Source organism: Embleya sp. NPDC008237, assembly GCF_042956465.1.
GTDB lineage: Bacteria > Actinomycetota > Actinomycetes > Streptomycetales > Streptomycetaceae > Embleya.
This window is the reverse complement of sequence record NZ_JBIBGL010000004.1, coordinates 61336-81470: the sequence shown is the minus strand read 5'-3', so window position 1 is coordinate 81470 and position 20135 is coordinate 61336. Positions and strand designations below refer to the sequence as shown.

General features: G+C 70.7%; 18 protein-coding genes and 2 pseudogenes. 7 read left to right on the top strand and 13 right to left on the bottom strand.

The window, feature by feature from the left end:
• Positions 1 to 183 precede the first annotated feature (183 nt).
• A complete protein-coding gene (locus ACFZBU_RS10850) occupies positions 184 to 1143 on the top strand; it encodes an RNA polymerase sigma-70 factor (RefSeq protein WP_391583162.1) in 960 nt (319 codons plus the stop codon).
• Positions 1144 to 1315: 172 nt separating this feature from the next.
• On the opposite strand, the gene ACFZBU_RS10845 is transcribed toward ACFZBU_RS10850, so the two are convergent.
• The 10 genes and pseudogenes from ACFZBU_RS10845 to ACFZBU_RS10800 all read right to left on the bottom strand — a co-directional run bounded on the left by ACFZBU_RS10845 (position 1316) and on the right by ACFZBU_RS10800 (position 10069).
• Complete coding sequence (locus ACFZBU_RS10845; protein ID WP_391583161.1) at positions 1316 to 2263, bottom strand: alpha/beta hydrolase; 948 nt, start codon at positions 2261 to 2263, stop codon at positions 1316 to 1318.
• A gap of 217 nt (positions 2264 to 2480) precedes the next feature.
• The gene (locus ACFZBU_RS10840) at positions 2481 to 4415 is read right to left on the bottom strand and encodes a flavin-containing monooxygenase (protein WP_391583160.1); all 1935 of its coding nucleotides are present in this window, start codon (positions 4413 to 4415) and stop codon (positions 2481 to 2483) included.
• Between the two features lie 394 nt (positions 4416 to 4809).
• The gene (locus tag ACFZBU_RS10835) at positions 4810 to 5862 is read right to left on the bottom strand and encodes a hypothetical protein (RefSeq protein WP_391583159.1); all 1053 of its coding nucleotides are present in this window, start codon (positions 5860 to 5862) and stop codon (positions 4810 to 4812) included.
• Positions 5863 to 6340: 478 nt separating this feature from the next.
• Positions 6341 to 6442 carry a gas vesicle protein GvpK gene (gene gvpK, locus ACFZBU_RS10830; protein WP_391583732.1) on the bottom strand — a complete coding sequence of 34 codons (102 nt, stop codon included), beginning with the start codon at positions 6440 to 6442 and terminating at the stop codon, positions 6341 to 6343.
• Between the two features lie 36 nt (positions 6443 to 6478).
• Positions 6479 to 7041: pseudogene (locus ACFZBU_RS10825) on the bottom strand (GvpL/GvpF family gas vesicle protein); the annotation flags it as partial.
• A gap of 491 nt (positions 7042 to 7532) precedes the next feature.
• On the bottom strand, positions 7533 to 7784 hold the full coding sequence (locus ACFZBU_RS10820) for a gas vesicle protein GvpG (protein WP_391583158.1): 252 nt from the start codon (positions 7782 to 7784) through the stop codon (positions 7533 to 7535).
• Complete coding sequence (locus ACFZBU_RS10815; RefSeq protein ID WP_391583731.1) at positions 7784 to 8287, bottom strand: GvpL/GvpF family gas vesicle protein; 504 nt, start codon at positions 8285 to 8287, stop codon at positions 7784 to 7786. The genes ACFZBU_RS10820 and ACFZBU_RS10815 overlap by 1 nt, the downstream gene beginning before the upstream one ends.
• Positions 8169 to 8603, bottom strand: a complete 435-nt coding sequence (locus ACFZBU_RS10810; RefSeq protein WP_391583157.1) for a GvpL/GvpF family gas vesicle protein — start codon at positions 8601 to 8603, stop codon at positions 8169 to 8171. Before ACFZBU_RS10810 ends, ACFZBU_RS10815 begins: the two co-directional genes overlap by 119 nt.
• Positions 8603 to 8902 carry a hypothetical protein gene (locus tag ACFZBU_RS10805; protein WP_391583156.1) on the bottom strand — a complete coding sequence of 100 codons (300 nt, stop codon included), beginning with the start codon at positions 8900 to 8902 and terminating at the stop codon, positions 8603 to 8605. The genes ACFZBU_RS10810 and ACFZBU_RS10805 overlap by 1 nt, the downstream gene beginning before the upstream one ends.
• A gap of 195 nt (positions 8903 to 9097) precedes the next feature.
• A complete protein-coding gene (locus ACFZBU_RS10800) occupies positions 9098 to 10069 on the bottom strand; it encodes a helix-turn-helix domain-containing protein (RefSeq protein WP_391583155.1) in 972 nt (323 codons plus the stop codon).
• Between the two features lie 115 nt (positions 10070 to 10184).
• On the opposite strand from ACFZBU_RS10800, the gene ACFZBU_RS10795 reads away from it, so the two are divergent.
• Positions 10185 to 12209 carry a WD40/YVTN/BNR-like repeat-containing protein gene (locus ACFZBU_RS10795; RefSeq protein ID WP_391583154.1) on the top strand — a complete coding sequence of 675 codons (2025 nt, stop codon included), beginning with the start codon at positions 10185 to 10187 and terminating at the stop codon, positions 12207 to 12209.
• A 630-nt stretch (positions 12210 to 12839) separates the two neighbouring features.
• Complete coding sequence (locus ACFZBU_RS10790) at positions 12840 to 13082, top strand: hypothetical protein (RefSeq protein ID WP_391583153.1); 243 nt, start codon at positions 12840 to 12842, stop codon at positions 13080 to 13082.
• Between the two features lie 148 nt (positions 13083 to 13230).
• Here ACFZBU_RS10790 and ACFZBU_RS10785 read toward each other — a convergent pair whose 3' ends face one another.
• Positions 13231 to 13869, bottom strand: coding sequence for a TIGR03086 family metal-binding protein (locus ACFZBU_RS10785; protein ID WP_391583152.1), 639 nt, complete (start codon positions 13867 to 13869; stop codon positions 13231 to 13233).
• Positions 13870 to 14063: 194 nt separating this feature from the next.
• On the opposite strand from ACFZBU_RS10785, the gene ACFZBU_RS10780 reads away from it, so the two are divergent.
• On the top strand, positions 14064 to 15065 hold the full coding sequence (locus ACFZBU_RS10780) for an RNA polymerase subunit sigma-70 (RefSeq protein ID WP_391583151.1): 1002 nt from the start codon (positions 14064 to 14066) through the stop codon (positions 15063 to 15065).
• A gap of 380 nt (positions 15066 to 15445) precedes the next feature.
• Here the strand turns inward: ACFZBU_RS10780 and ACFZBU_RS10775 are convergent, their stop codons facing one another.
• Positions 15446 to 16012 carry a TetR/AcrR family transcriptional regulator gene (locus tag ACFZBU_RS10775; RefSeq protein ID WP_391583150.1) on the bottom strand — a complete coding sequence of 189 codons (567 nt, stop codon included), beginning with the start codon at positions 16010 to 16012 and terminating at the stop codon, positions 15446 to 15448.
• A 146-nt stretch (positions 16013 to 16158) separates the two neighbouring features.
• Here ACFZBU_RS10775 and ACFZBU_RS10770 point away from each other — a divergent pair, with 146 nt between their 5' ends.
• Positions 16159 to 17628, top strand: a complete 1470-nt coding sequence (locus tag ACFZBU_RS10770; protein ID WP_391583149.1) for an MFS transporter — start codon at positions 16159 to 16161, stop codon at positions 17626 to 17628.
• A gap of 123 nt (positions 17629 to 17751) precedes the next feature.
• Here ACFZBU_RS10770 and ACFZBU_RS10765 read toward each other — a convergent pair whose 3' ends face one another.
• Positions 17752 to 18192: a hypothetical protein gene (locus ACFZBU_RS10765; protein ID WP_391583148.1), complete on the bottom strand. Its 441-nt coding sequence runs from the start codon at positions 18190 to 18192 to the stop codon at positions 17752 to 17754.
• Between the two features lie 341 nt (positions 18193 to 18533).
• Between ACFZBU_RS10765 and ACFZBU_RS10760 the strand changes: the two are divergent.
• Both ACFZBU_RS10760 and ACFZBU_RS10755 read left to right on the top strand, forming a co-directional pair.
• A pseudogene (locus tag ACFZBU_RS10760) lies at positions 18534 to 18722 on the top strand (hypothetical protein); the annotation flags it as partial.
• A 31-nt stretch (positions 18723 to 18753) separates the two neighbouring features.
• Complete coding sequence (locus tag ACFZBU_RS10755) at positions 18754 to 20130, top strand: MFS transporter (protein ID WP_391583730.1); 1377 nt, start codon at positions 18754 to 18756, stop codon at positions 20128 to 20130.
• Positions 20131 to 20135: the final 5 nt, after the last annotated feature.

Genomic DNA, 20135 nt, shown 5'->3' with positions numbered 1-20135 from the left:
GCCGCGCCGACTCTTCGCGCGACGTCCTGACGTTCACGAGACGTGGGCGATTCGACCCCTGTGACAGCGGCGTGATGTGCCGTACGTCACCGGCCGTGGGTGTCACAGAGCGGTGGGCACCGTCGTCTTGTGCGTACGGGTACGGGTACCGGCCATGGGAACGAACGGGTAGGAGAGTCGGGCATGAGCGCAGGGAGCGAGGAACCGGAGGCGGGCGCGGAGGGTACGACGGAGCCGCCCCACGTCGGCGAGGGGCGCACGGACTCGGCAGCGGCCACCGAGGCGTTCGTAACCCACCGCAACCTCCTTTTCACCGTCGCGTACGAGATGCTCGGCTCGGCCGTCGACGCGGAGGACGTTCTACAGGAGGCCTGGTTGCGGTGGGCGGGGGTCGACCTGGCCGTGGTGCGCGAGCCGCGCGCGTTCCTGGTGCGGATCGTGACCCGGCTGGCGCTGGACCGGCTGCGTGCGCTCGACCGCCGCAAGGAAACCTACGTCGGCCCCTGGCTCCCCGAGCCGCTGCTGACCACGCCCGACGTGGCCGAGGACATCGAACTGGCCGACAGCCTCTCCATGGCGATGCTGCTGGTGATGGAGACGCTCGCGCCGACCGAGCGAGCGGTGTTCGTCCTGCGGGAGGTGTTCGACGTCGCCTACGACGAAATCGCCGAGGCGGTCGGCAAGAGCCCCGCCGCAGTCCGCCAGATCGCCCACCGGGCCCGGGCGCACGTCGCGGCCCGCCGTCCGCGCGACGCCGTCTCCGCGGCGGAGACCCGAGCCGCACTCCAGGCCTTCCAACGAGCGGTCGAGACCGGCGACCTGCAAAGCCTCGTCGACATCCTCGCGCCGAACGTCGTGGCCCTCAGCGACGGCGGCGGAATCAGGCACGCCGCGGTGCACCCGATCGTGGGAGCCGACGAAGTGGCCCGCTACCTGGCCTTCGGCTTGACCAGATTCACCGCCGGCACATCGATCGAGCCGGTCCAGATCAACGGCCGGCCCGGACTCGTCATGCGCCGCGCCGGAGAGATCCACGGCGTCATGGCAATGCGCGTCGAGGCCGGCCTCATCACCGGCCTCTACACGGTGCGCAACCCCGAGAAGCTGTCACGCCTGGAGCAGGAGACCGAGCTGAGCCGCTGAGGCGGCAACGATCCGAGGCCGGTCCGGGGAACGCGCGGCTCGCGCCCGCGGAGCCCGCCGTCCGGTCCGCACGCGGCGGTGGGACCGGACGGCGGGTGTGGGTGACGACGCCGGCGCGATGCCGGTATGCGGACCGCTGCCGGCTCTCGGCGGCGCGCCGGGCGGGCCGGTCTCAAGCGTCGGCGAGCCCCTTGCGCAAGGCTGCGCACACCTCGTCGAGTGCCCGGGAGCAGGCCGGGACGGCGGCGAAGTACGACAGGAAGCCGTGCACCATGCCGGGGTAGGGGCGGAAGTCCACGTCGACGCCGGCGTTTTCCAGTGCGGTGGCGTAGGCAGCGAAGTCGTCGCGTCCGTGGTCGTAGCCGGGCGCGACGATGATCGCCGGGGGCAGGCCGGACAGGTCGCTCGCGTGCAGGGGTGAGAGGTACGGGTCGCGCGGGTCGTGTCCGGCCGCGTAGGCGGCCCACATCGAACGTCCGGTCCGCGCGCTCACCATGGGCGCGTGTGCCATCTCGGTCCAACCGGCGCGCTCGGACACCGCGTCCAGGCCGGGGTAGGCAAGCATCTGGTGGCGGAACGTCGGTCCGCCGCGGTCGCGGGCCAGCAGACAGGTGACGGTGGCCAGGTTCGCGCCGGCGCTGTCCCCGCCGACGGCCACGCGTGCCGGATCGGCGCCGATGTCGGCCGCGTGCTCGACGACCCACGACGCGGCCGCGTAGAAGTCCTCCAGCCCGGCGGGGTACGGGTTTTCCGGCGCCAGACGGTAGTCGACGGAGACGACGAGCACCTCCGCGCGCCTGGCGATCTCCCGACACAGCGCGTCGTGGGTGTCGATGTCGCAGATGGACCACCCCCCGCCGTGGCCGAACACGAGCACGGGCAACGACGGCGCGGGGGAAGGGGCGTACACGCGCACGGGGATCGCCCCGTCCGGGCCGGGCAGGGTGCGGTCCTCGACCCGATGGACCTCGGACCTCGGTTGGCGGGCGGATGCGACCCGCGCGTGTTCGCGGATCGCCCGGACGTTGTCCGCGGTGACGGGCGGCATGGGCGGAACGTCGACCATGATGGCCGCCAACTCCGGGGGAAGCAGGGGATATTCGTTCGGATCGAAAGTCATGACCCACCTCGGGGAGTAGCGAGCGGAGGCGCGCCACCGCTTGTGGCAGGCGACGGCACGGCTGGTGAGCAGTGATCGGCCCGGTCGATGCGCAAGGCGACGGCCGGCGTCGTCACCGGGGCGCACGGCCGCGAGTCGGCGACGGGAGCGGGACGGTGTCCAGGCTCGGGGTCGGGCGGGGCGGGGTCGGCCGGGTCGGGCCAGGGCCGGGGCGCGGTCAGGTCAGGAGGTATTCGTCCTCCTGCGGCGCGCGGGTCATCCACCAGTAGTCGACCAGGCGCCAGGGGTTGGAGACGATCACGCGTCCGGAGCTGTTGCGGTAGTAGCCGCGGACGGTGGGGTGGCTCCAGACCAGGCCGTCCAGGGCTCGGTCCACGGTCTCGTTGTAGGTGTCGTGGGCGTGTTCGGTGGGCTCGATGGCGGTGGCGCCGCGGGTGTGCATGAGTCCCAGGCAGCCGAGGATGTAGTTGACCTGTGTCTCGGTGATGATGTTGACGCCGGCGCCGTGGTTGGCACCGGAGTTGGGGCCGCCGATGACGAAGAAGTTCGGGAACCCCGGCACGGTGACCCCGCGCAGGGCCCGTGGGTCCTCCTCGCCCCAGACGTCGCGCAGGGTGATGCCGTCGCGTCCGGTGATGTCGATGCCGTCGAGCATGGGCAGGAGGTGGTATCCGGTGGCCAGGACGACGACGTCGACCTCGACGGACTCGCCGTCGGCGGTGGCCAGACCCTCGGCGGTGGCGTGGGTGATCGGGGCGGTCTCCAGGCGGACGTGGTCGCGGCGCAGCATGCGGTACCAGTCGCAGTCGCGCAGGATGCGCTTGCCGAACGGCGGGTAGGTCGGGACGGCCTTCTCGAGCAGGTCGGGGCGTCCGTCGAGTTCCTCGCGGGCGTAGCCGAGAAGCCACTGACGGGCGTCCTCATTGGCCTTGGAGACCGATTCGGTCATGGTCCAGTCGGGGTCCACGACGACGCGGGGGTAGTTGCCGTCGGCGGTGATCCAGTAGGTGAGGGTGCGGAACCACTCGGCGTGGAAGGGCACGTGCCGCATGGCCCAGCGGGCGCCGGCGGGGACGACGAGGCTGTCGGCCCGGCGCGGCATGATCCATGAAGGTTGGCGCTGGAACACGGTCAGTTCCCGGACCTGGTCGACGATCGCGGGGCCGACCTGCATGGCGCCGGCGCCGGTGCCGATCAGGGCGACGCGCTTGCCGGTGAGGTCGACGTCGGGATCCCAGGCGGCGATGTGCACGACCGGTCCGGCGAACTTGTCCAGGCCGGGGAAAGTGGGGTGCATCGGGGCCTGGAAGAAGCCGATGGCACTGATGACGGCGTCGGCCTGTTCGGTGTGTTCGACACCGTCCGGTCCCCGGCTGGTCACGGTCCACCGGCGGGTGGCCTCGTCGTAGCGGGCGCCGGTGACCTCGGTGTCGAAGGTGGTGTTCTCGCGCAGGCCGTGGGCGTCGGCGCAGGTGCGCAGGTAGTCCCACACCACCCGGCCGTTCGAGTAGTACTCCGGCCAGTCGGGGTTGATCTCGAAGGAGAAGGAGTAGAAGTGGCTGGGCGTGTCCACCCCGACCCCGGGGTAGCGGTTGGCCAGCCACGTTCCGCCGACGTCCGCGTTGCGGTCGTAGACGCGGTAGCCGTAACCGGCCTCGGCGAGCTTGATGGCCGCGCACATGCCGCTGAGCCCAGCGCCGATGATCACCACGTGGAAGCCGTTCGGCGGGGTCGCGCGGACCTCGGCGGGGACGGCCTCGCGGGCGCTGAAACCGCCCTGCTCGCGCAGCAGCGGCAGGAACTCCGGGTCGACCGTCTCGCCGACACAGACGGAGGCCATGCGCTGGAACAGCGGGTCGGGCAGGGGCTGGTCGGCGTCCGGCGACGCGGGACGGGTCAGCGCCTCGGCGAGCAGGTCGCGGGCCCGGGCGGCGAGGTCCGCCTTGTCGGCCTCGCCCGTCGTCGGGGCGACGGCGGGGGCGAGTTCCTCCAGGAGCCCCGCGTCGCGGGTGAGGTGGATCAACGACATCAGCACGATGCGCGGATCGGCCTGTTCCAACTGCCGCCGAATCTCGGCCCGATCGGACCCGGGCAGGGGTAGGTCCGCGGCGCGGGGGCGCGGGTACGCGCCTGCTGCGGTGGGTGTGGGCATGGGGCCTCCGGGATCGTGGCGTCTCGATGTGGCCTGCCGGAACCGGGGCAGTACCCCGGTGGCTGGGCAAAGAGGCTTCTCAATAGACATCGTGTCCAGTGAGCACATGATGCCCACCCCGGTGGCGACTGTCCAGGGCCGTCACCGTTCCCCGGGCCGTCGAGGGCTCGAATTCGTGTACGTGCCTATCGCAATTCGCCGAACGACATGCGAGCGGGGCTGCGGGCACGAGGGCATGTGCGCGCGTTCCGACCGTGGTGAAGGGGAGGACCCGGAGTCGCATGCCGAAGCGTGGGTCGCGCCGGGGCCGGCGAGAGGGCACTCGGTGGCCCGGCGCCGATCGCCCGCCCCGGCCGGGTACGGGGGCCGGGACGGGCGCGTGGTCGGGGAGGCGTCAGACGGTGCCGGGTATGGCCCAGTCGGTGGTGGGAGCGATCGCGTAAGTCGCGATGAGGGCGCGGATGAAGGCCTTGTCGTGCATGGGATCCGAGGGTTCGGCGACCTCGACTCCCCGGGCGCGCAGGTCCGCCGACAGGCGCTCGAAGACGATGTCGTGGGTGAGGTCGTCGCTGTGGTCCATGCTCTTCTGCAACTCGTCCCGGTCCGCGTAGACCTCGGCGTTCCAGTGGACCAGCAACCGCATCTCATTCGGCCGGTAGCGGCGGATCACCTCGTTGTCGGTGGTGATCGCCCAGTCGTCGCGCGAGGCGTCCCAGCCCAGGAGCGAGCGGTTCCTCAGGCCGGGGGTTTCGCGCTCGTCGAGGCGGCCCACCGGATCGCCGCGGTGGAACATCATCTCGTTCTGCACCAGAACGCCCTTGTTCCACAACGGGTGTTCCAGGCGCTTGGGCTCGCCGTGCGGCCCGTCCGGCCAGTAGGTGAACGTGCCGTTCTCGCCGAGGTACCACCACGTGATCACCTGGGCCATCTTCACCAGGTGATCGGTGAACAGACCCGAGCGGCCCATGACGTTCATCAGCCAGGTGGGCGAATTCTCGTAGCGGATGCCGCGGAACGTGACCGCGTCCAGGTGCGAGGTGAGCCCGCTCCGGTGCGGACCGCACAGGTTGAACAGCATCATCGTCGGCCGGGCGAACCGCCCACCCCAGTAGTCACGTGCCAGCTCCAGGAAACGGGAGTTGTAGAAGCAGTCCTCCAATTCGGGATACAGCACGGCGGAGTTCCGGGCGAAGAAGCCGCGAAAGTGAGCGCCGGCGACGTCGTCGAGCGTGAGGTCCAGGACCTGGTCGTTGTCCGGTCCGCTGGAGGTGGCCACCAGTTCCTCGATCGAGTCGAAGGTCTGGGCGACGATCGTCGGCCACGGGCCGCGCTGCTTGAGGACGTCGAGGATCCGGGCGTGCTGGTCGTCGGTGTACAGGCCCTCCAGCACTCTGGGCGGTGCGACGGGGCGCAGGATGTCGTTGAGCTGGGCGAGGGTCTGGCTCATGGTCTTCTTTCCTTTCCGGACGGTCCGACTTTCGGCCGCGGTCGGCCACGTGCGTAGCCCATACGCAAAATCGTTCGGGCCGGTGATCAGGCTCCGAGGCGGTGGGTCGGCCTCGAAGGCGGAAGATCGCGGAGGTGGGCGGCACCTCGACCGTGGCAGGACGCCGACGGCGTGGAAGCCTCGCCACGAGTGAAGGCGTCCACCGGGACAGGGATTCGAGAGCCGGCGAGTCTCCGGGAGCGGCCCGTTGCGGGCAGTGGTTCCCGGCACATCAGGAGGACGGGAGGACGAGGTCACCGGGAGCGACCGGGTGACCGAATTCATGCAGGTGGAGCGGCCGGTTTCCGGGCCATCGATTTTGTGTTGCCGTTACGTGAAAGCTTGCCATCCGTCGGCGCGACTTTCCACCCCCGGACTCGTCCCCCCTCGCCTTCGGGCAGTTGCGCACCGTCGAGGAGAGCGTCGGCCCCTTCCGCGCTCAGTCGCGAGGAAGGAGTGGTCCCAAGGGCCCGAGGTCGATGTTCAGGTCTTCGGGAGAGAGGTCGAAGTACTCGCGCAGTTCCGCCATAACGGCGCGCACGGCGCACCCCGTGAGGGTGGCATGGATGCGGTCGGCGTAGGCGGCCGCCCGGTCGCCCGCGTTCTCGCGTTGTCTTTGCCGGGCGCGTTTGCGCAGAAGGTAGCTCGTGCCGGGGCTGTCCGACTCGGGCGGTCGGCCGCCGGACAAGGCCGTGTCCGCCTCCGGAGATCGCTCGTCGGACACGGCGGCGAGCACCTCGGGATCCGCGTAGGCCTTGACCCCCATTCCGCCCGGTCGGACAACCGGGACAGCGCCGCGGTGAAGGCGCTCTCGCGCCGGCGGAGCATCTCCCGCACGCGCTCGTCGTCCCGGTAGATCGTGGCGAAGCGCAGCGGGAGCACGGTGCCGGTGAGCGCCGCGGCCTCGACGACGCCGTGGTGCGCCCGAACCGACGACTCCAGCCAGGAAAGATCGCCCAGGCGCTCCTGCAGGCTGTCCTCGGAGAATTCTCCGGCGGGCACGGAACCCACGATGGCGGCCAGGCTGCCACTGCGGACCACGTGCGGAACCTCTCCGGCGACTCCCGGCACGTCGGCGGAGACGGCAGCGGTCGAGTCGGGAAGGATGGCGTACACCCAGTCGACGCAAACGTTGTTCATGATCGCCGCCTCGTCTCGCGAGAGGTGCCGCGAGACGTTCCGCGTGACGTTCCGCGTGACGTTCCGCGTGACGTTTCGCGTGGCGTCTCGCGTGAGACCGAACCGCCGTGTTCGCCTTCGTCGGACTCGTTCGCTCGCGACGCGATTTTCCCGGGGCGTGGCGGCGGCATCGCGTCCCGACTCGACGCGTTCGGCTTCGAGGTCGCCCGGTCGCTTGCGGAGCCGCTCGTTCTCCGCGAGGAGGTCACGCTTCCCCGAGGACAGGGTGGGGTCGTGTTCCCACCAGTCGATGCCCATTTCCCGGGCTCGATCGACGGAGGCGACGATGAGCCGGATCCTGATCGTCAAGAGTTCGATGTCCGGAGATCGACGCGGATGTCACCGGCGACCCGTTTCCTGGAGGTCGCCCGCTTCGGTGCGGGCTTGTCACGCGTGGGTCGGCGACGCTCGGACTCCGCGTCGCCGGGTTCGCGGTCCGCGCTGCGCACGGCTCACACCTCCAAGCCGCCGATCGCACGCCGCGACTCCAACAGCCGACTCACGAGTTCCTGCTCCATGGCATCGGCCTGTTCGTCGGTGATCACACCCTCGGAACGGTCGTGGTCGACCTCCTCGAGGCGGCGACGGATCGCCTGAGGACTGGCCCATTCGTCGTACGCCTCGTCATAGATCTGTTCGGCGAGCCACACCACGCCGTGCACGGGCGCGAGGGGAAGGGTGAGCAATCCGGTGATCAAACCCATTACGATCGTCCCCAATCGAGGTTGTCCATCACCTCGGCCACGAAGTCGTACGGTGCCGGCGGCCCCAGTAGGCGCAGGCGTACCCGACCGTGCAGGTCGCGCGCCAGATGCTCGGCCGCCTTCTCGAAATCCTGCTGCCGCTCGCGGGCGACCAGGAAGGACGCGTCCGCCACCATGTCACCGGCGCCCACCTCGACCGAACCCAGGGCCTCGGCCACGGGTATCAACCGTTCCAGGATCAGGTTGCCGTCGGCTTCGCGTTTGCCCGCGATGCCGTCGGCGACGAGTTCGCCGAGCCGAATCCGCCGGTGATAGGCGGTTTCCTCGGACAGGCCCGCCAGTTCCTCGCGAAGTCGGACGATGTCCGGGCGCTCCTCCAGGAGTTCACGCAGGATGGCCTCCTCCTCGTATCGAGCCCGGAGAGTGAACTGCGCCTTCCCTTCGAGTTCCGCGAGCCCGGCGGAGAACTCCTTGTGGTGTCCGACGAGGAGTTCCTCGACCACAGCGCACATCCCGTAGGACGGTGCCGAACCGGAAGGGGAGCACCGTCGTCGAAGCGGCCAGGCCGTCCAGGACTCGCGCATGTGTCCGCAGGTCCTCCGGCGTCCCCAACGGCTGTTCCACGGACACCTCGCCGACCACGGCCGCGACGGCATCGTGCTCCACCAGGGTGATTGCGCTCGCGGGGTGGCCCACACCCACGGCGTCGGGAGGCAACGCGGTGCCCGCGGGCACGAGCCCGTACACGTAGCACGCGGAATCGACGCCCTCGAACGACGCATCGGGCGATGGGAACGCGGAGCCCGGGAAGGTCGTCATCACTCCTCCCCCCTATGCCTGGACGAGCGGCGTCGCCGAGGGCGCTCCTCCGGTTCCGCTTCGGGCTCGTCCTCGTCCTCGCCGTGGAAGGCCTCACTCAGGGTGTCCTTCGCCCCTTCCAACGCGCCGCGTGTCTTGTGTTTCGCGCCGCCCTCCGTCAGGCCGTGCATCAGGTCCGGCAGCCCCTGAGGTTCCTTTCGGCTGAGCTCGAGCCGGTTCACGGCTTCGGCGAAGCGCAGGTACGTGTCGACGCTGGCGATCACGATCCTGGCGTCGATGGTGAGCAACTCGATGCCCACCAGCGACACGCGGTGGTGCGGCCGACCTCGCCGGCTGTCCGATCTCGGACGCCGGATTCACCGATCGGCCTTCCTGCTCGGTGATTTCGCACGGATGGTCGGTGTGAACGGTCGCCTGGTCGGTGCGCACGGTCGCCGCGGATCGAGATGACCCATGCGTCGTCGTGCTCCCGCTCCCGGCGCGTCCGACCCGCCCTAGACCCAGCCGCGCCGCACCGCCTGCACGCCGGCCTGGAACCGGTTCTCCGCGCCCAACTCGTCGAGGAGCACCCGCATTCGTCGCCGCAGGCTCCGGGTGCTGGTGCCCAACTGCCGGGCGATCGTCTCGTCCTTGAGCCCGGACAGCAGCAGGTTGAGGATCCGCCGGTCCTCCGCGTCGAGTGGGTCGCACTCCTCGGGGCCGGTGGCGGTGAGCGGGACGGCCTGGGTCCAAAGCTGTTCGAACAGGGTGACCAGGGCGTCGACGAGGGTGGTGCCCCGGATGACGACGCTGCGGGTGATGGGCGAGTCGAGGTGCAGGGGGAGCAGGGCGATCCGGCGATCGGCGACGGACATCTTCAGCGGGATGCCGGCGAGGACCCGGGCCTCTTCGCCGGCCTGCGACAGGCCGGTCACGTCGTCGAGGTTGCCGGGTATCTCGAAGGACTCGGGGGCGTAGATCGTGCGGTACCGGACCCCACGGCCCAGGAGGGTGTGCTGGAGCGGGTTGCCGTGGGCGAGGACGTACGGCGGCCGGTCCAGGCTCATGATCTCCTCGGTGGCCTCGTGCTGGAGCCGGGCGAACCACCGGCCGAGTTCGTCGGCGCTGGTCAGCAATTCGACGCCCTCGCCGGGGCGGGCGGCCTCGCCGAGCGCGCGGTAGACGGCCTCGAGTTCGGCGGCCGTCTCGGTGACCCTGCCGAGGTCGGCGTGGGCGTTGCGGACCAGGGCGGCGAGGGCGGCGGTGGGGCTGACGGCCGCCCACCGGGTGGGGCGGCCCGAGAGTCGGCTGACCAGGCCGTGGCCGCGCAGCCGGGCAAGGGCCGAATGCAGCCGCTCGGCGCCCGAGCCGGTGCGCTCCGCCAAGTCGCGCACGGTGACCGGCGGTCCGGCCAGAACGGTGCGGTAGACCCGCTCGTCGAAGGGTGCGACCCCGACGGCGCCGAACACGAGCTCGTCGTTTTCCATGGCGAGCGAGCATGGCCGATTCCGGCGCCGGCCGCAATCGGACACCGGGCACACCTGGCCGACCGTCGGGAGCCGCGACTACAAAGAGCACACCACCGGCCCCATGGGAGACGGCATGTTCAACGCACAGCATTCACGGTCGGGTTCAGCGAAGCTGTCCCGGCGCCGACTACTCCTGATCGCCGCGGTGGCCTTCGGCACCGTGTTCGGCGCGTTCGGCGCGGCCCCCGCCGAAGCGCAACCAGTGGCCCCCGACGACCCGCCGACGTCCCTGGCCACCCGGGACAACGAGTGGCGGCAGGTCGGCCCGAACGGCAGCGGCGGCAAACTGGCCTTCACCCCCGCCCGGCCCGAACGGGCCTACGTGCAGACCCCGATCGGCAACGTCGTCTTCCGATCCGACGACCGGGGCACCACCTGGCAGCAGAGCAACGAACTGCCCGTGAACGCGACGGACGCCGGCGGTATCGCGGCCAGCCCGCTCCGACCCGACGTGGTGTTCGCCGGCGGCGTGGAGAAGGACAACTGGCACGGATACGTGCTGCGCAGCACCGACGCCGGCAAGACGTTCACCCAAGTGCTGGACACCCCGAGCCGGGTCACCGGCGTCGTGTTCGACCCGACCGGCGCGCGGCTGTACGCCACGGCCTCCGACGGTGTGCACGTCACCACCGATCACGGCAACACCTGGCGGCTGCTGCCCGGTTCCCCCGCCGACGCCCGGAACCCGAAGTTCACCGGCGGCGACCTGTATTTCACGTCCGGCGCCGACGTCTGGGTGCTCCGTCAGGGCGCGCGGACCTCGGTGAAGCTGCCTCGTCCCGGCTCGACCGGCGCGGGTGTCGATCAGTTCACCGGCACCGGTCGCACCCTGGTCGCCAGGGGTGACCTGCAGGTCGCGCAGGTCTCCACCGACCGGGGCGCGCACTGGCGGGCGCTGCGCGGGCCGTGGGGCACCGACGTGGTCGTCCTGGCCGCGATCGTGGACGGTTCGGGCCGGCTGCACATCCAGGTCAACCAGTCCACCGGCGAGATGCAGCAATGGGGCAGCCGCGACGACGGCCGCACCTGGCACGCCGAGGCGGGCCTGGCCCGCATCGACCTGTACGAGACCACCGGCACCTTCCCCGGACGGCCCGGCACGGACGTGATCTCGGCCGGCGCGGGCATCTACACCACCGACGACCACCAGTCCTTCCGCCGGATCGGGGTGCCCGGCTCCGAAGTGTTGTCGCTGACCGTCGCCCAGGGCAGGTCCGGCCCGGCGATCGTCGCGGGCACCATGACCGGCAGCTACCAGTCGTCCGCACCGCTGAAGAGCCGGCTGCCGCGCGGGTACCAGGAATGGGGATTCTCCGGCACCGCGCCGCACACCTTCGGCAACCGGATCGACGGCCTGGCCACCGATCCGTCGAACCCCTCGACGGTGTACCGGGTACGCAACACCTGCACCTTCGATCAACCCTGCTTCTACCTGGAGAAGTCGACCGACGCGGGCGTGCGGTGGACCATCGTCCAGACCGCCGTGCCGGGCAAGGCACTGGGCATCACGGTCAGCCCCGCCGACCCGAAGCGGCTGTACATCGCCACCCACTCGCCGTCGGCCGTGTACACCAGCAACGACGGCGGCGAGTCCCTCACCCAGAACGGGCACGACGACCTCGAGGGCTTCACCAGCGTCGCCGTCGACCGGGCCGATCCCGACAGCGCCTGGCTCGGCGGCCCGGACGGGCTGTTCCGCACCACCGACGGCGGCGTCACCCTGAACAAGGTCCTCGACGGCTGGGTGAGCGCGATCGCGCTGAACCCGCGCACCCCGGGCCACGCGGTCGTCGCCGCCAAGGACGCGCTCTACGTGACCACCGACGACGGCAAGCACCTGACGAAGGTGGCCGGCGACCTGACCGGCTCGCTGAGTTCGCTGGCGTTCACTCCGGACGGCTCGACGGTGTTCGCGGGCTCGCACTACTACCTCACCCCGGCGCTCGGGGTGTTGCGCAGCACCGACGGCGGCCGGACCTGGGGCTCGATCACCCGGAACCTGCCGGAGCCGTCGGTGTCCTCGCTGACCGTGTCGACGGACGGCCGCTGGCTGTTCGCGGGGACGACGTACGGGAGCGTGCACCGACTGGCGGTGTGACCACACACCAGGCGCGCCGCCCCTGTCCGGGTGTTCGGACAGGGGCGGCGTCGCGTCGTGTGCGGTCGACCGCGGTCCGGCGCGGCCGCACTCGCGCGTCCCGTCACCTGCCCGCCGCCCCACGAAGGCGCCTCCGTGAGCCCGTTGCCGAGCACGCGACCTCCTCGCGGCACGCGATGCGAAGACGCGGCCCGACGGTCGGCGGGGGTGAACCGACGTCGGGCCGCGCGGGTACCGGCCACGGGGGGAGCCGGTACATCCGTACGACTACCCCGATTACGTAGGGCGATACTCCAACAACATTGGGTACTCACGATGTTCACATGTTCGCGGCACCGAACGGGCACCGCGGGAGCGGGGTCGTGGGGACGAACTCACAGGCCGAGATGGCGCTATCGTCGCAGATGGGAGTACCGCATCCGCTCTGCCCGCTCCAAGACCCCGACTGCATAGGCTTCCACCCGACGATCGGCTGGTAGCACCCACGGCGGACGAGCCGAGTTGTCGCGAGTGCTGTCGTCGGGGCAACTCCGTTACCCGAAGCGGAGATCGAGGAATGCGCATCTCCCCCGCAGGCCCCTGCCGGGCTCGCGCCGCGAAGAAGTGTGTCCGCGTGGTCCGGAGGTGGCGATGACCGCGCTGACGAATCTTCTCTGCCTCGTCGGCGCCTTCGCCGTGATCGGGCTCATGTCCCTCCTGCCGATGCTCTTCATCGAAACGCCCAAGGAATGGTGCCGCACGTGCAAGCACCAGCGCTCCGATCACCAGGGCGGCAACGGGACGTGCAGCGGGGACGAGTTCCCCGTGGGCGAGATCATTTCCGGCGGCACCTGTGACTGCTCGACGGATGTGCCGAACAAGCAGCCCCGATGAAGGAGTGCCCGGGAGTTGCCTTCGTGAAGGAAGGCCGTGACGGCGGGAGGCCGATGGTGATGTGGCAAGCGAACTCATGAACGCGGTGATGCCCCTTTCCGACCCGGGCGTGATCCGGGTTCTCATGCCCGGGCCGAGAACGCCTGCTTCAGCGGGGCGGGTCGACCGGGCGGCCCAGGAGGGCGGCGAGTCGATCGAGAGGTGGGGCGTCGTCGGGGGACGGTTGTGGCGGCGCGAACGGTGCGCGGCCGGGCGGGAGGTCGGCGAGTCTGTCGCGGGTGAACGCCAGTTCCCGCTCGACGATGTCGTCGGGGAACCGGAGTTGCCGCCCGGTCGCCCGGGCGAGGTCCCACCCGTGGACGAGTTCCTCGACGGTGCGCAGGTGTACGGCGGCGATGCCGGGGACCACCCCGGCGGGGACGTGGAAGAGCCGTGTCGGCACGTCCGGCTGCCCGAATGCGGAGAGGAGGTGCTCGGCGGCGTCCCGATAGGCGGTCGCGGGTGGGTCGCCGAGCGTGTTCCGGGCCGCCGTGGGGTCCAGGGCGTCGGGCGCGGCGCCCGACGCGCCGCGCAGAACGGCGGTGAACAGCCGGCTGCCGAGGACCAGGTGATCGACCAGCGCGCGTACGTCCCACTCCGGGCACGGGGTGGGTGCGCCCCATTGGTCCTCCCGGACGTCGGCGACCAGGTCGCCGACGACTTCGAGAACCACGGCGAGGTCGGTGAGATCCGTGCGGGCGTCGAGGTTCGCCGCATCCGTCGGCGCGGGTTCGGGTGTGTTGGTCACTGTTCTTCTCCTCGTGTGTTCGGTGTTTCGTGTCGTCGGTCGTCGAGGCCGGCCACGAAGTCCCGCGCCGCCGTCAGGTAGGCGGTGCGGGCGTCTGCGGTCGTTCTCTTGTCGAGACACCACCGGCGCCGCGAACGGAACGGTCCCGGTCGGACGAATCCCGGTGAGTTCGGCCGGCATGCGAGGATGCCGCGGTGAGTCAGGACACGTTGGACCGCGCGCGGACCGGGGACGAGCAGGCGTTCCGCGAGCTCACCGAGCCGTATCGGCACGAGCTCCAGGTGCACTGCTACCGGATCCTGGGGTCGCTCGCCGATGCCGAGGACATGCTGCAGGAGACCCTGCTCGCGGCCTGGCGCGGCCTGGACGGTTTCGCGGGCCGGGCATCGCTCCGGACGTGGCTGTATCGCATCGCCACCAACCGCTGCCTCAACGCCCTCCGCGACGCCGGGCGGCGCCGACCGCCCGAGCCGACGCCGCCGTTCGATCCGCCCGAGCCCACCCGCCGCAGCGACGTGACCTGGCTGCAACCCTGTCCGGACACGCTCCTGGAACGCGTCCCCGACGAGGCGCCGGGTCCCGAGGCCCGATACGACTCCAGGGAAGCGGTCGAACTGGCCTTCGTCGCAGGGCTACAGCACCTTCCACCACGCCAAGCCGCCATCCTGGTACTGCGTGACGTCCTGGGCTACCCCGCCGACGAGGTCGCGAACATGCTCGGGACCGGCACGACCGCCGTCAAGGGCGCCTTGCAGCGTGCCCGCGCCCAACTGCGCCGACACGCCGTCGACCCCGAGCGCATGGCGCTTCCGGGCGCGCCGGGCGAGCGCGAGTTGTCCCGACGCTTCGCCGACGCGTTCACGGCCGGCGACATCGACGGCCTCGTGACGCTGTTGACCGACGACGCGTGGCTGGCCATGCCGCCGGCGCCACACGAGTACCACGGCCCGGCGGCGATCGCAGCCTTCCTCGGCACGTTCCACAGCTGGCGCGGACGCCGTCGCCTGCGGCTGATCCCGACCCGCGCCAACACCCAACCGGCCCTGGGTTGCTATCTCACCGAACCCGACGAGTCGACCGCGCACCCGGCCGGGCTGATCGTTCTCACCGTGGGCGACGAGCGCATCCACGCCGTCACGTGGTTCCTCGGCGACGACCTGCCACACCGGTTCCGACTCCCGGCAACCATCGGCTGATCCGCCGCCCGTGCGCCGGCTCTCACGACGAGGAGCCTCACCCGAACCGCCGCGGGATGGTCGGATCGGTGATGACGTCGTCCCGCGCCGGCAGCATCGCCTTGCTCGGGATGATCGACAGGGTCCTGTCCCCTTCGCAGGGCAGGTATGTGCCCGCCGGAACCGCAGGGTCGGGTGCGGCCCCCGGCCCCGGTTCGAGGCCTGGTCGCCCCCGCGGGATGGGGCCTGTCTGCGTTGGGATGGCCCCGACCCCCTACGCGGCGCGCCCGGGCGTCTCCGGATTCGGCGACGGCATGGCTCCGACAGGTACGGGAGCGCCGGCGTCGCGGAGCCCCGGTACCGCGTCCGAGGGCCGATCCCGGGGGCCGGCCGGGGCGAGGTCACAACAATCGGTCGACCAGCCCGTCGATGTATTCCGGGGTGAGCGGGCCCACGCCGAACAGGACGCGGATATACATCGGAGCCAGGATGTGGTCCAGCACGGCGAACGCGTCGGGTGCGGGCTCGCCGCGTTCGCGGGCGCGATCGAGCATGGATTGCAACTGCCGGGTGCGTTCGGCGCGCAGGTCGTCACGCGCCTGCAGGCCCTGCCCGCCGTTGGCTGACAGGGCGACGGCCAGGTGCAGCAGCGCCGGGCCGTCGGGTCCGGTGATCTCGCGGGCCACGTTGGCCGCGTAGGTGCGCAGGTCGCCGTCCAGGCTCCCGGTGTCGGGCATCGGCGACCGCGCGTTGAGGCGGGTGAGCGCCACGTCGGTGAGCAGGGTTTCCAGGTTTCCCCACCGGCGGTAGATGCTGCTGTCGGCCACGCCCGCGCGGGCCGCGACCTCGCCGACGGTGAAGTTGCCGTAGCCGCGCTCGCTGATCAGGTCGGTGACGGCCTGGTGTACCTCCGCGCCGATGCGGGCGCTGCGCCCGCCGGGCCGTCGGGCTCGCTGTCGCTCGTTCATGTTCCCACCTTAACGCAGTCAGGACTTGCGTTTGTGCGGCAACCCTCTTTACAGTCTCCTAACGCAGCCATCGACTGCGTTAAAGCGTCCGGAGGTCGACCGCGTCGGCCGTGGAGAGGCGCAACCGACGATTGAGAGGAATCCCCATGGCTGCATCGCCTGTGGCCGTAGGCAATCGGTCGAACCGGGCCGTGCTGCTCACGGTGACCTGCCTGGGCCAGTTCATGGTCCTGCTCGACAACACGATTGTCGGAGCGGCGCTGCCCGACATGCAGCACCGGCTGCACACTCGGCTGACCGGTCTGCAATGGATCGTTGACGCCTACGTACTGCTGGTCGCCATGCTGCTGCTGTCCGGCGGTGTCTTCGCCGACCGGTTCGGCCGCAAGCGGGTGTACCTGACCGGCGTGGCGGTGTTCACCGCCGCGTCGGTGGTGTGCAGCCTCGCGCCCTCGGTCGGCTGGCTGGTCGCCGGTCGGGTGCTACAGGGCATCGGGGCCGCGGCGCTGAGCCCTGCCTCGCTGGCCCTGCTCGCCGCCGCCTATCCCGTGCCGCAGGAACGCATGAAGGCGATCGGGCTGTGGGCCGGGTTCAGCGGAATCGGCCTGGCCGCAGGCCCCGTGGCCGGCGGCGTGCTGACGGAGGCCTTCGGCTGGCCCGCCATCTTCCTGGTCAATCTGCCCATCGGCGTGGTTCTGCTGCTGGTCGGTCTGCGCAGCCTGGAAGAGGCCCGCAATCCGAACGCACCCGCGATCGACATCCCGGGGACGGTGTTGTCCGTTCTGGGAGTGGGGGTGCTGACCTACGGGCTGATCGAGGGTGGTGCCCGCGGCTGGACGTCGCCGGTGATCCTGGGCAGCTTCACCGTCGCGGTGATCCTCCTCGCCGCCTTCGTCGCCGTCGAAGCCCGTCGTTCCGCTCCGATGTTGCCGCTGCGGCTGTTCCGGCAGCGCCTGTTCACCGTGTCCAACACCGCCATGGTCGTGGTGGGGTTCGCGCTCATGGGTTCGTCGTTCCTCTTCTCCCAATTCTTCGTGTACGTCCAGGGCAGCTCGATCCTGCGCGCCGGCCTGCAGACCCTGCCGGTATCCCTCGCCATGGTGATCGTCAGCCCGTACGCGGGCCGGCTCGCCGCCCGGTACGGCTTCCGAATCGTGGTCACCGTCGGCCTGACCCTGGCCGGCCTGGGACTGCTGGCGCTCGGCATGGTGCACGCCGACACCGGCTACGGGAACGTGTGGTGGCGACTGGGAGTCGTCGGCATCGGTTTCGCCCTGACCATGTCCCCCCTGACGGGAGCCGCCATCCAGGCAGTCGACCCGCAGGAAGGCGGCCTCGCATCAGGTATCAGCAGCACCACCCGGCAGATCGGCGCGGTGCTCGGCGTGGCGGTGCTCGGCGCCATCGTCCGCACCCGGCAATCCGGCGGCGCCTCCTTCGAGACCGGCCTCGACAGCGCCTTCCTCGCCGCCGGCGCCGTCACATTGGTCACTGCCGTGTTCACCGGCCTGTGGCTGGCGAGGTCCGAGCCCGCGGCAGCCTCCGCGGCGCCGCAACGTTCCGCCGCCCCGGATGCGGTCACCACCTCGAACAAGGCATCCGTGAACAGCCGTTGACGGCGACACCGCCCTCGGCCGGGAGGCGTCCCGCCGGATGATCCCCGGCTGGACGCCTTCGGGCCGACAGGCTCGTCCGCACGCGCCACCTCGAAGCCGCCCGGGCCCCGGGGCGGCACGCGGTCAGCGGCGGCCGGTGGCCAGGACGACGAGGAACTGACCGCCGCCCGCCTCGATGTCGGCGGTCACCGGCAGCCCCGGTACCAGCCGGGAGAACCGGTCCACCAACCAATCCGCCGCCGCCTGGGCGTCCTTCCTGGTCGGACAACGGCCCACCATCTCGCGGCCGCCCTTGCGCTCCAGCCTCCCGGCAACGGTGATCAGCGGCGCGGGTTCGACCACGTACAGGTGGTCCGGCCAGGCGATGACCACCTTGACCGCACCCTTACGGGTGTTGCACCCGCGGTGCGCGAGCCGCTCGGTGACCTTGGCCTTCCGGTCGGTGGTCCGGCTGTCGACACTGGGCCCCCGCGGGTCGTTCACCGACTCGTCGGGGTCGACCGGTTCGTCGCACACCCAGCATCGCCAGCCGTCGCGCTCGGCCACATCATCAAGGAGACTCATCCGAGCAAACTAGCCTGCCCGGCCGCCACCCCGGTGCAGCAGGCCCGTTGCCGGGACATCCGACGGCTCACGGTCGAACCTCGGCCGCCGGCGGCCGGGCCCGCCTTGATCGGCTTGCGCTTGGTGTTCTTCCCGGACGCCCGAAACGCCGAGCCGGGACGGCCCGACTCGTCTCGAGCTGCCTCCCCATCCGGCGGAGTGCGGTGAGCCCAGGTATGGCGCAGGCTTGAGGCAGGGCGCCGGGTGCTGCCTCGGGGGCGGTGGGTACTCGGGTGCTCACGGGCCGACGCGGGACCGGGAGACGGGGCGGGGAAAAGCCGACCGGGCCGCGCCCCATCGCGGCGGGACACGTCTTCGACGAGATGCCGACCCACGCAAAGCATGTCGGCCTGTTCGCCGAGCAGATCGGCCCGTCGGGTGAGCAACCGGGCAACTTCCCCCGGGCGTTCACCCACCTCGCGTCGATCGCCGCGGCCGGCGCCCTCGACGAGAGGCTCGACGAGGCGGAAGGGAGTGGTACCGGTGGCTGAAGTGGATGCCTCGGGACGCACCGCCGGTGCCATGCGTGGCGTTCTGGCCCCGCTCGCGCTGGCTCAGTTCATCTGCAGCTTCGCCGGTTCGAACATGAATGTGATGATCAACGACATCAGCGAGGACCTGGACACGACCGTGCAGGGAGTGCAGCTCGCGATCACGATCTTCCTCCTGGTCATGGCGGCGCTGATGATCCCCGGCGGCAAGCTGACCGACCGCTACGGCCGCAAGCGGTGCTTCCTGGCCGGTCTCGCCATCTACGGCGTCGGCGCTTTGCTGAGCGCGGCCGCCCCGGGCCTGGGCGTCCTCATCCTCGGCAACTCGATCCTGGAAGGTGTCGGCACGGCGCTGCTCATCCCGCCCGTCTACATCCTCACGACGCTCCTCTACACGGAAACGACCTCACGCGCCCGCGCGTTCGGGACCGTCATGGCGCTGGGAGGCATCGGCGCCGCCGCGGGGCCGCTGATCGGGGGACTCATCACCTCCGCCATCAGCTGGCGGGCCGCCTTCGTGTTCCAGGCCCTGGTGATCGCGTTGATCCTCTTCCTGAGTCGCCGGATCAAGGACCCCCTGCCGGCGGATCCCACGCGCCCCTTCGACACCACCGGGGCGGTCCTCTCGGGCGTCGGCCTCATCCTCGTCGTCACGGGGATCCTCGCAGCCGACAACAACATCTGGCTGATGATCGGCCTGATCGTCCTCGGCGCACTCGTGCTGCTGTGGTTCTTCCGATCGGCACGTGCCAAGGAACGGGCCGGCCAGGAGCCGCTTCTGTCGACGAACCTGTTCCGCAGCCGCACCTCCAATCTCGGTCTCGTCACGCAGAACATCCAGTGGCTCGTGCTCATGGGGACGTCGTTCGTCGTTGCGACCTATCTCCAGGTCGTCCGCGGATACGACGCGATCCAGACCGGCGTGATCTTCACGGCCGCGACGCTCGGCCTGCTCGTGTCGTCACTGGCCGCCGCACGGCTGGCGAAGCGACGGGCACAGCGCACCCTCGTCGTGACGGGCTTCGTCGTGACGATCGCCGGAATCGGCGTCCTGCTTGCCCTGGCGAGCGGCTCTCCGAGCGCCTGGGCCTTCGCCCCCGGACTGCTGCTGATCGGCCTGGGACTCGGCCTGGGACTGACCCCGTCGGTCAACGTCGTGCAGTCGAGCTTCCCCGACGACCAGCAGGGCGAGATCTCCGGCCTGTCGCGCTGTGTGTCCAACCTCGGTTCCTCGCTCGGCACCGCGGTCGCCGGCACCATCCTCGTCGCCGGCCTCTCTGCCCACGCCTACGGCGCCGCGATGATCGCACTGGCGATTCTCGGGCTCGCCGGCCTCGCCGCCGCGGTGTTCCTCCCCCGGGGTACGGGGCCGAGCACCAGCCCTGCTCCGTCGCACGAACCTCCGTGAGCCGT

What these genes read in the sequence shown, in the direction of transcription:
- ACFZBU_RS10850 (WP_391583162.1), top strand. Translation starts at nt 184, where the DNA reads ATGAGCGCAGGGAGCGAGGAACCGGAGGCGGGCGCGGAGGGTACGACG.
- ACFZBU_RS10845 (WP_391583161.1), bottom strand. Translation starts at nt 2,263, where the DNA reads ATGACTTTCGATCCGAACGAATATCCCCTGCTTCCCCCGGAGTTGGCG.
- ACFZBU_RS10840 (WP_391583160.1), bottom strand. Translation starts at nt 4,415, where the DNA reads ATGCCCACACCCACCGCAGCAGGCGCGTACCCGCGCCCCCGCGCCGCG.
- ACFZBU_RS10835 (WP_391583159.1), bottom strand. Translation starts at nt 5,862, where the DNA reads ATGAGCCAGACCCTCGCCCAGCTCAACGACATCCTGCGCCCCGTCGCA.
- ACFZBU_RS10820 (WP_391583158.1), bottom strand. Translation starts at nt 7,784, where the DNA reads ATGGGTTTGATCACCGGATTGCTCACCCTTCCCCTCGCGCCCGTGCAC.
- ACFZBU_RS10810 (WP_391583157.1), bottom strand. Translation starts at nt 8,603, where the DNA reads ATGACGACCTTCCCGGGCTCCGCGTTCCCATCGCCCGATGCGTCGTTC.
- ACFZBU_RS10800 (WP_391583155.1), bottom strand. Translation starts at nt 10,069, where the DNA reads ATGGAAAACGACGAGCTCGTGTTCGGCGCCGTCGGGGTCGCACCCTTC.
- ACFZBU_RS10795 (WP_391583154.1), top strand. Translation starts at nt 10,185, where the DNA reads ATGTTCAACGCACAGCATTCACGGTCGGGTTCAGCGAAGCTGTCCCGG.
- ACFZBU_RS10790 (WP_391583153.1), top strand. Translation starts at nt 12,840, where the DNA reads ATGACCGCGCTGACGAATCTTCTCTGCCTCGTCGGCGCCTTCGCCGTG.
- ACFZBU_RS10775 (WP_391583150.1), bottom strand. Translation starts at nt 16,012, where the DNA reads ATGAACGAGCGACAGCGAGCCCGACGGCCCGGCGGGCGCAGCGCCCGC.
- ACFZBU_RS10770 (WP_391583149.1), top strand. Translation starts at nt 16,159, where the DNA reads ATGGCTGCATCGCCTGTGGCCGTAGGCAATCGGTCGAACCGGGCCGTG.
- ACFZBU_RS10765 (WP_391583148.1), bottom strand. Translation starts at nt 18,192, where the DNA reads ATGAGTCTCCTTGATGATGTGGCCGAGCGCGACGGCTGGCGATGCTGG.
- ACFZBU_RS10755 (WP_391583730.1), top strand. Translation starts at nt 18,754, where the DNA reads ATGCGTGGCGTTCTGGCCCCGCTCGCGCTGGCTCAGTTCATCTGCAGC.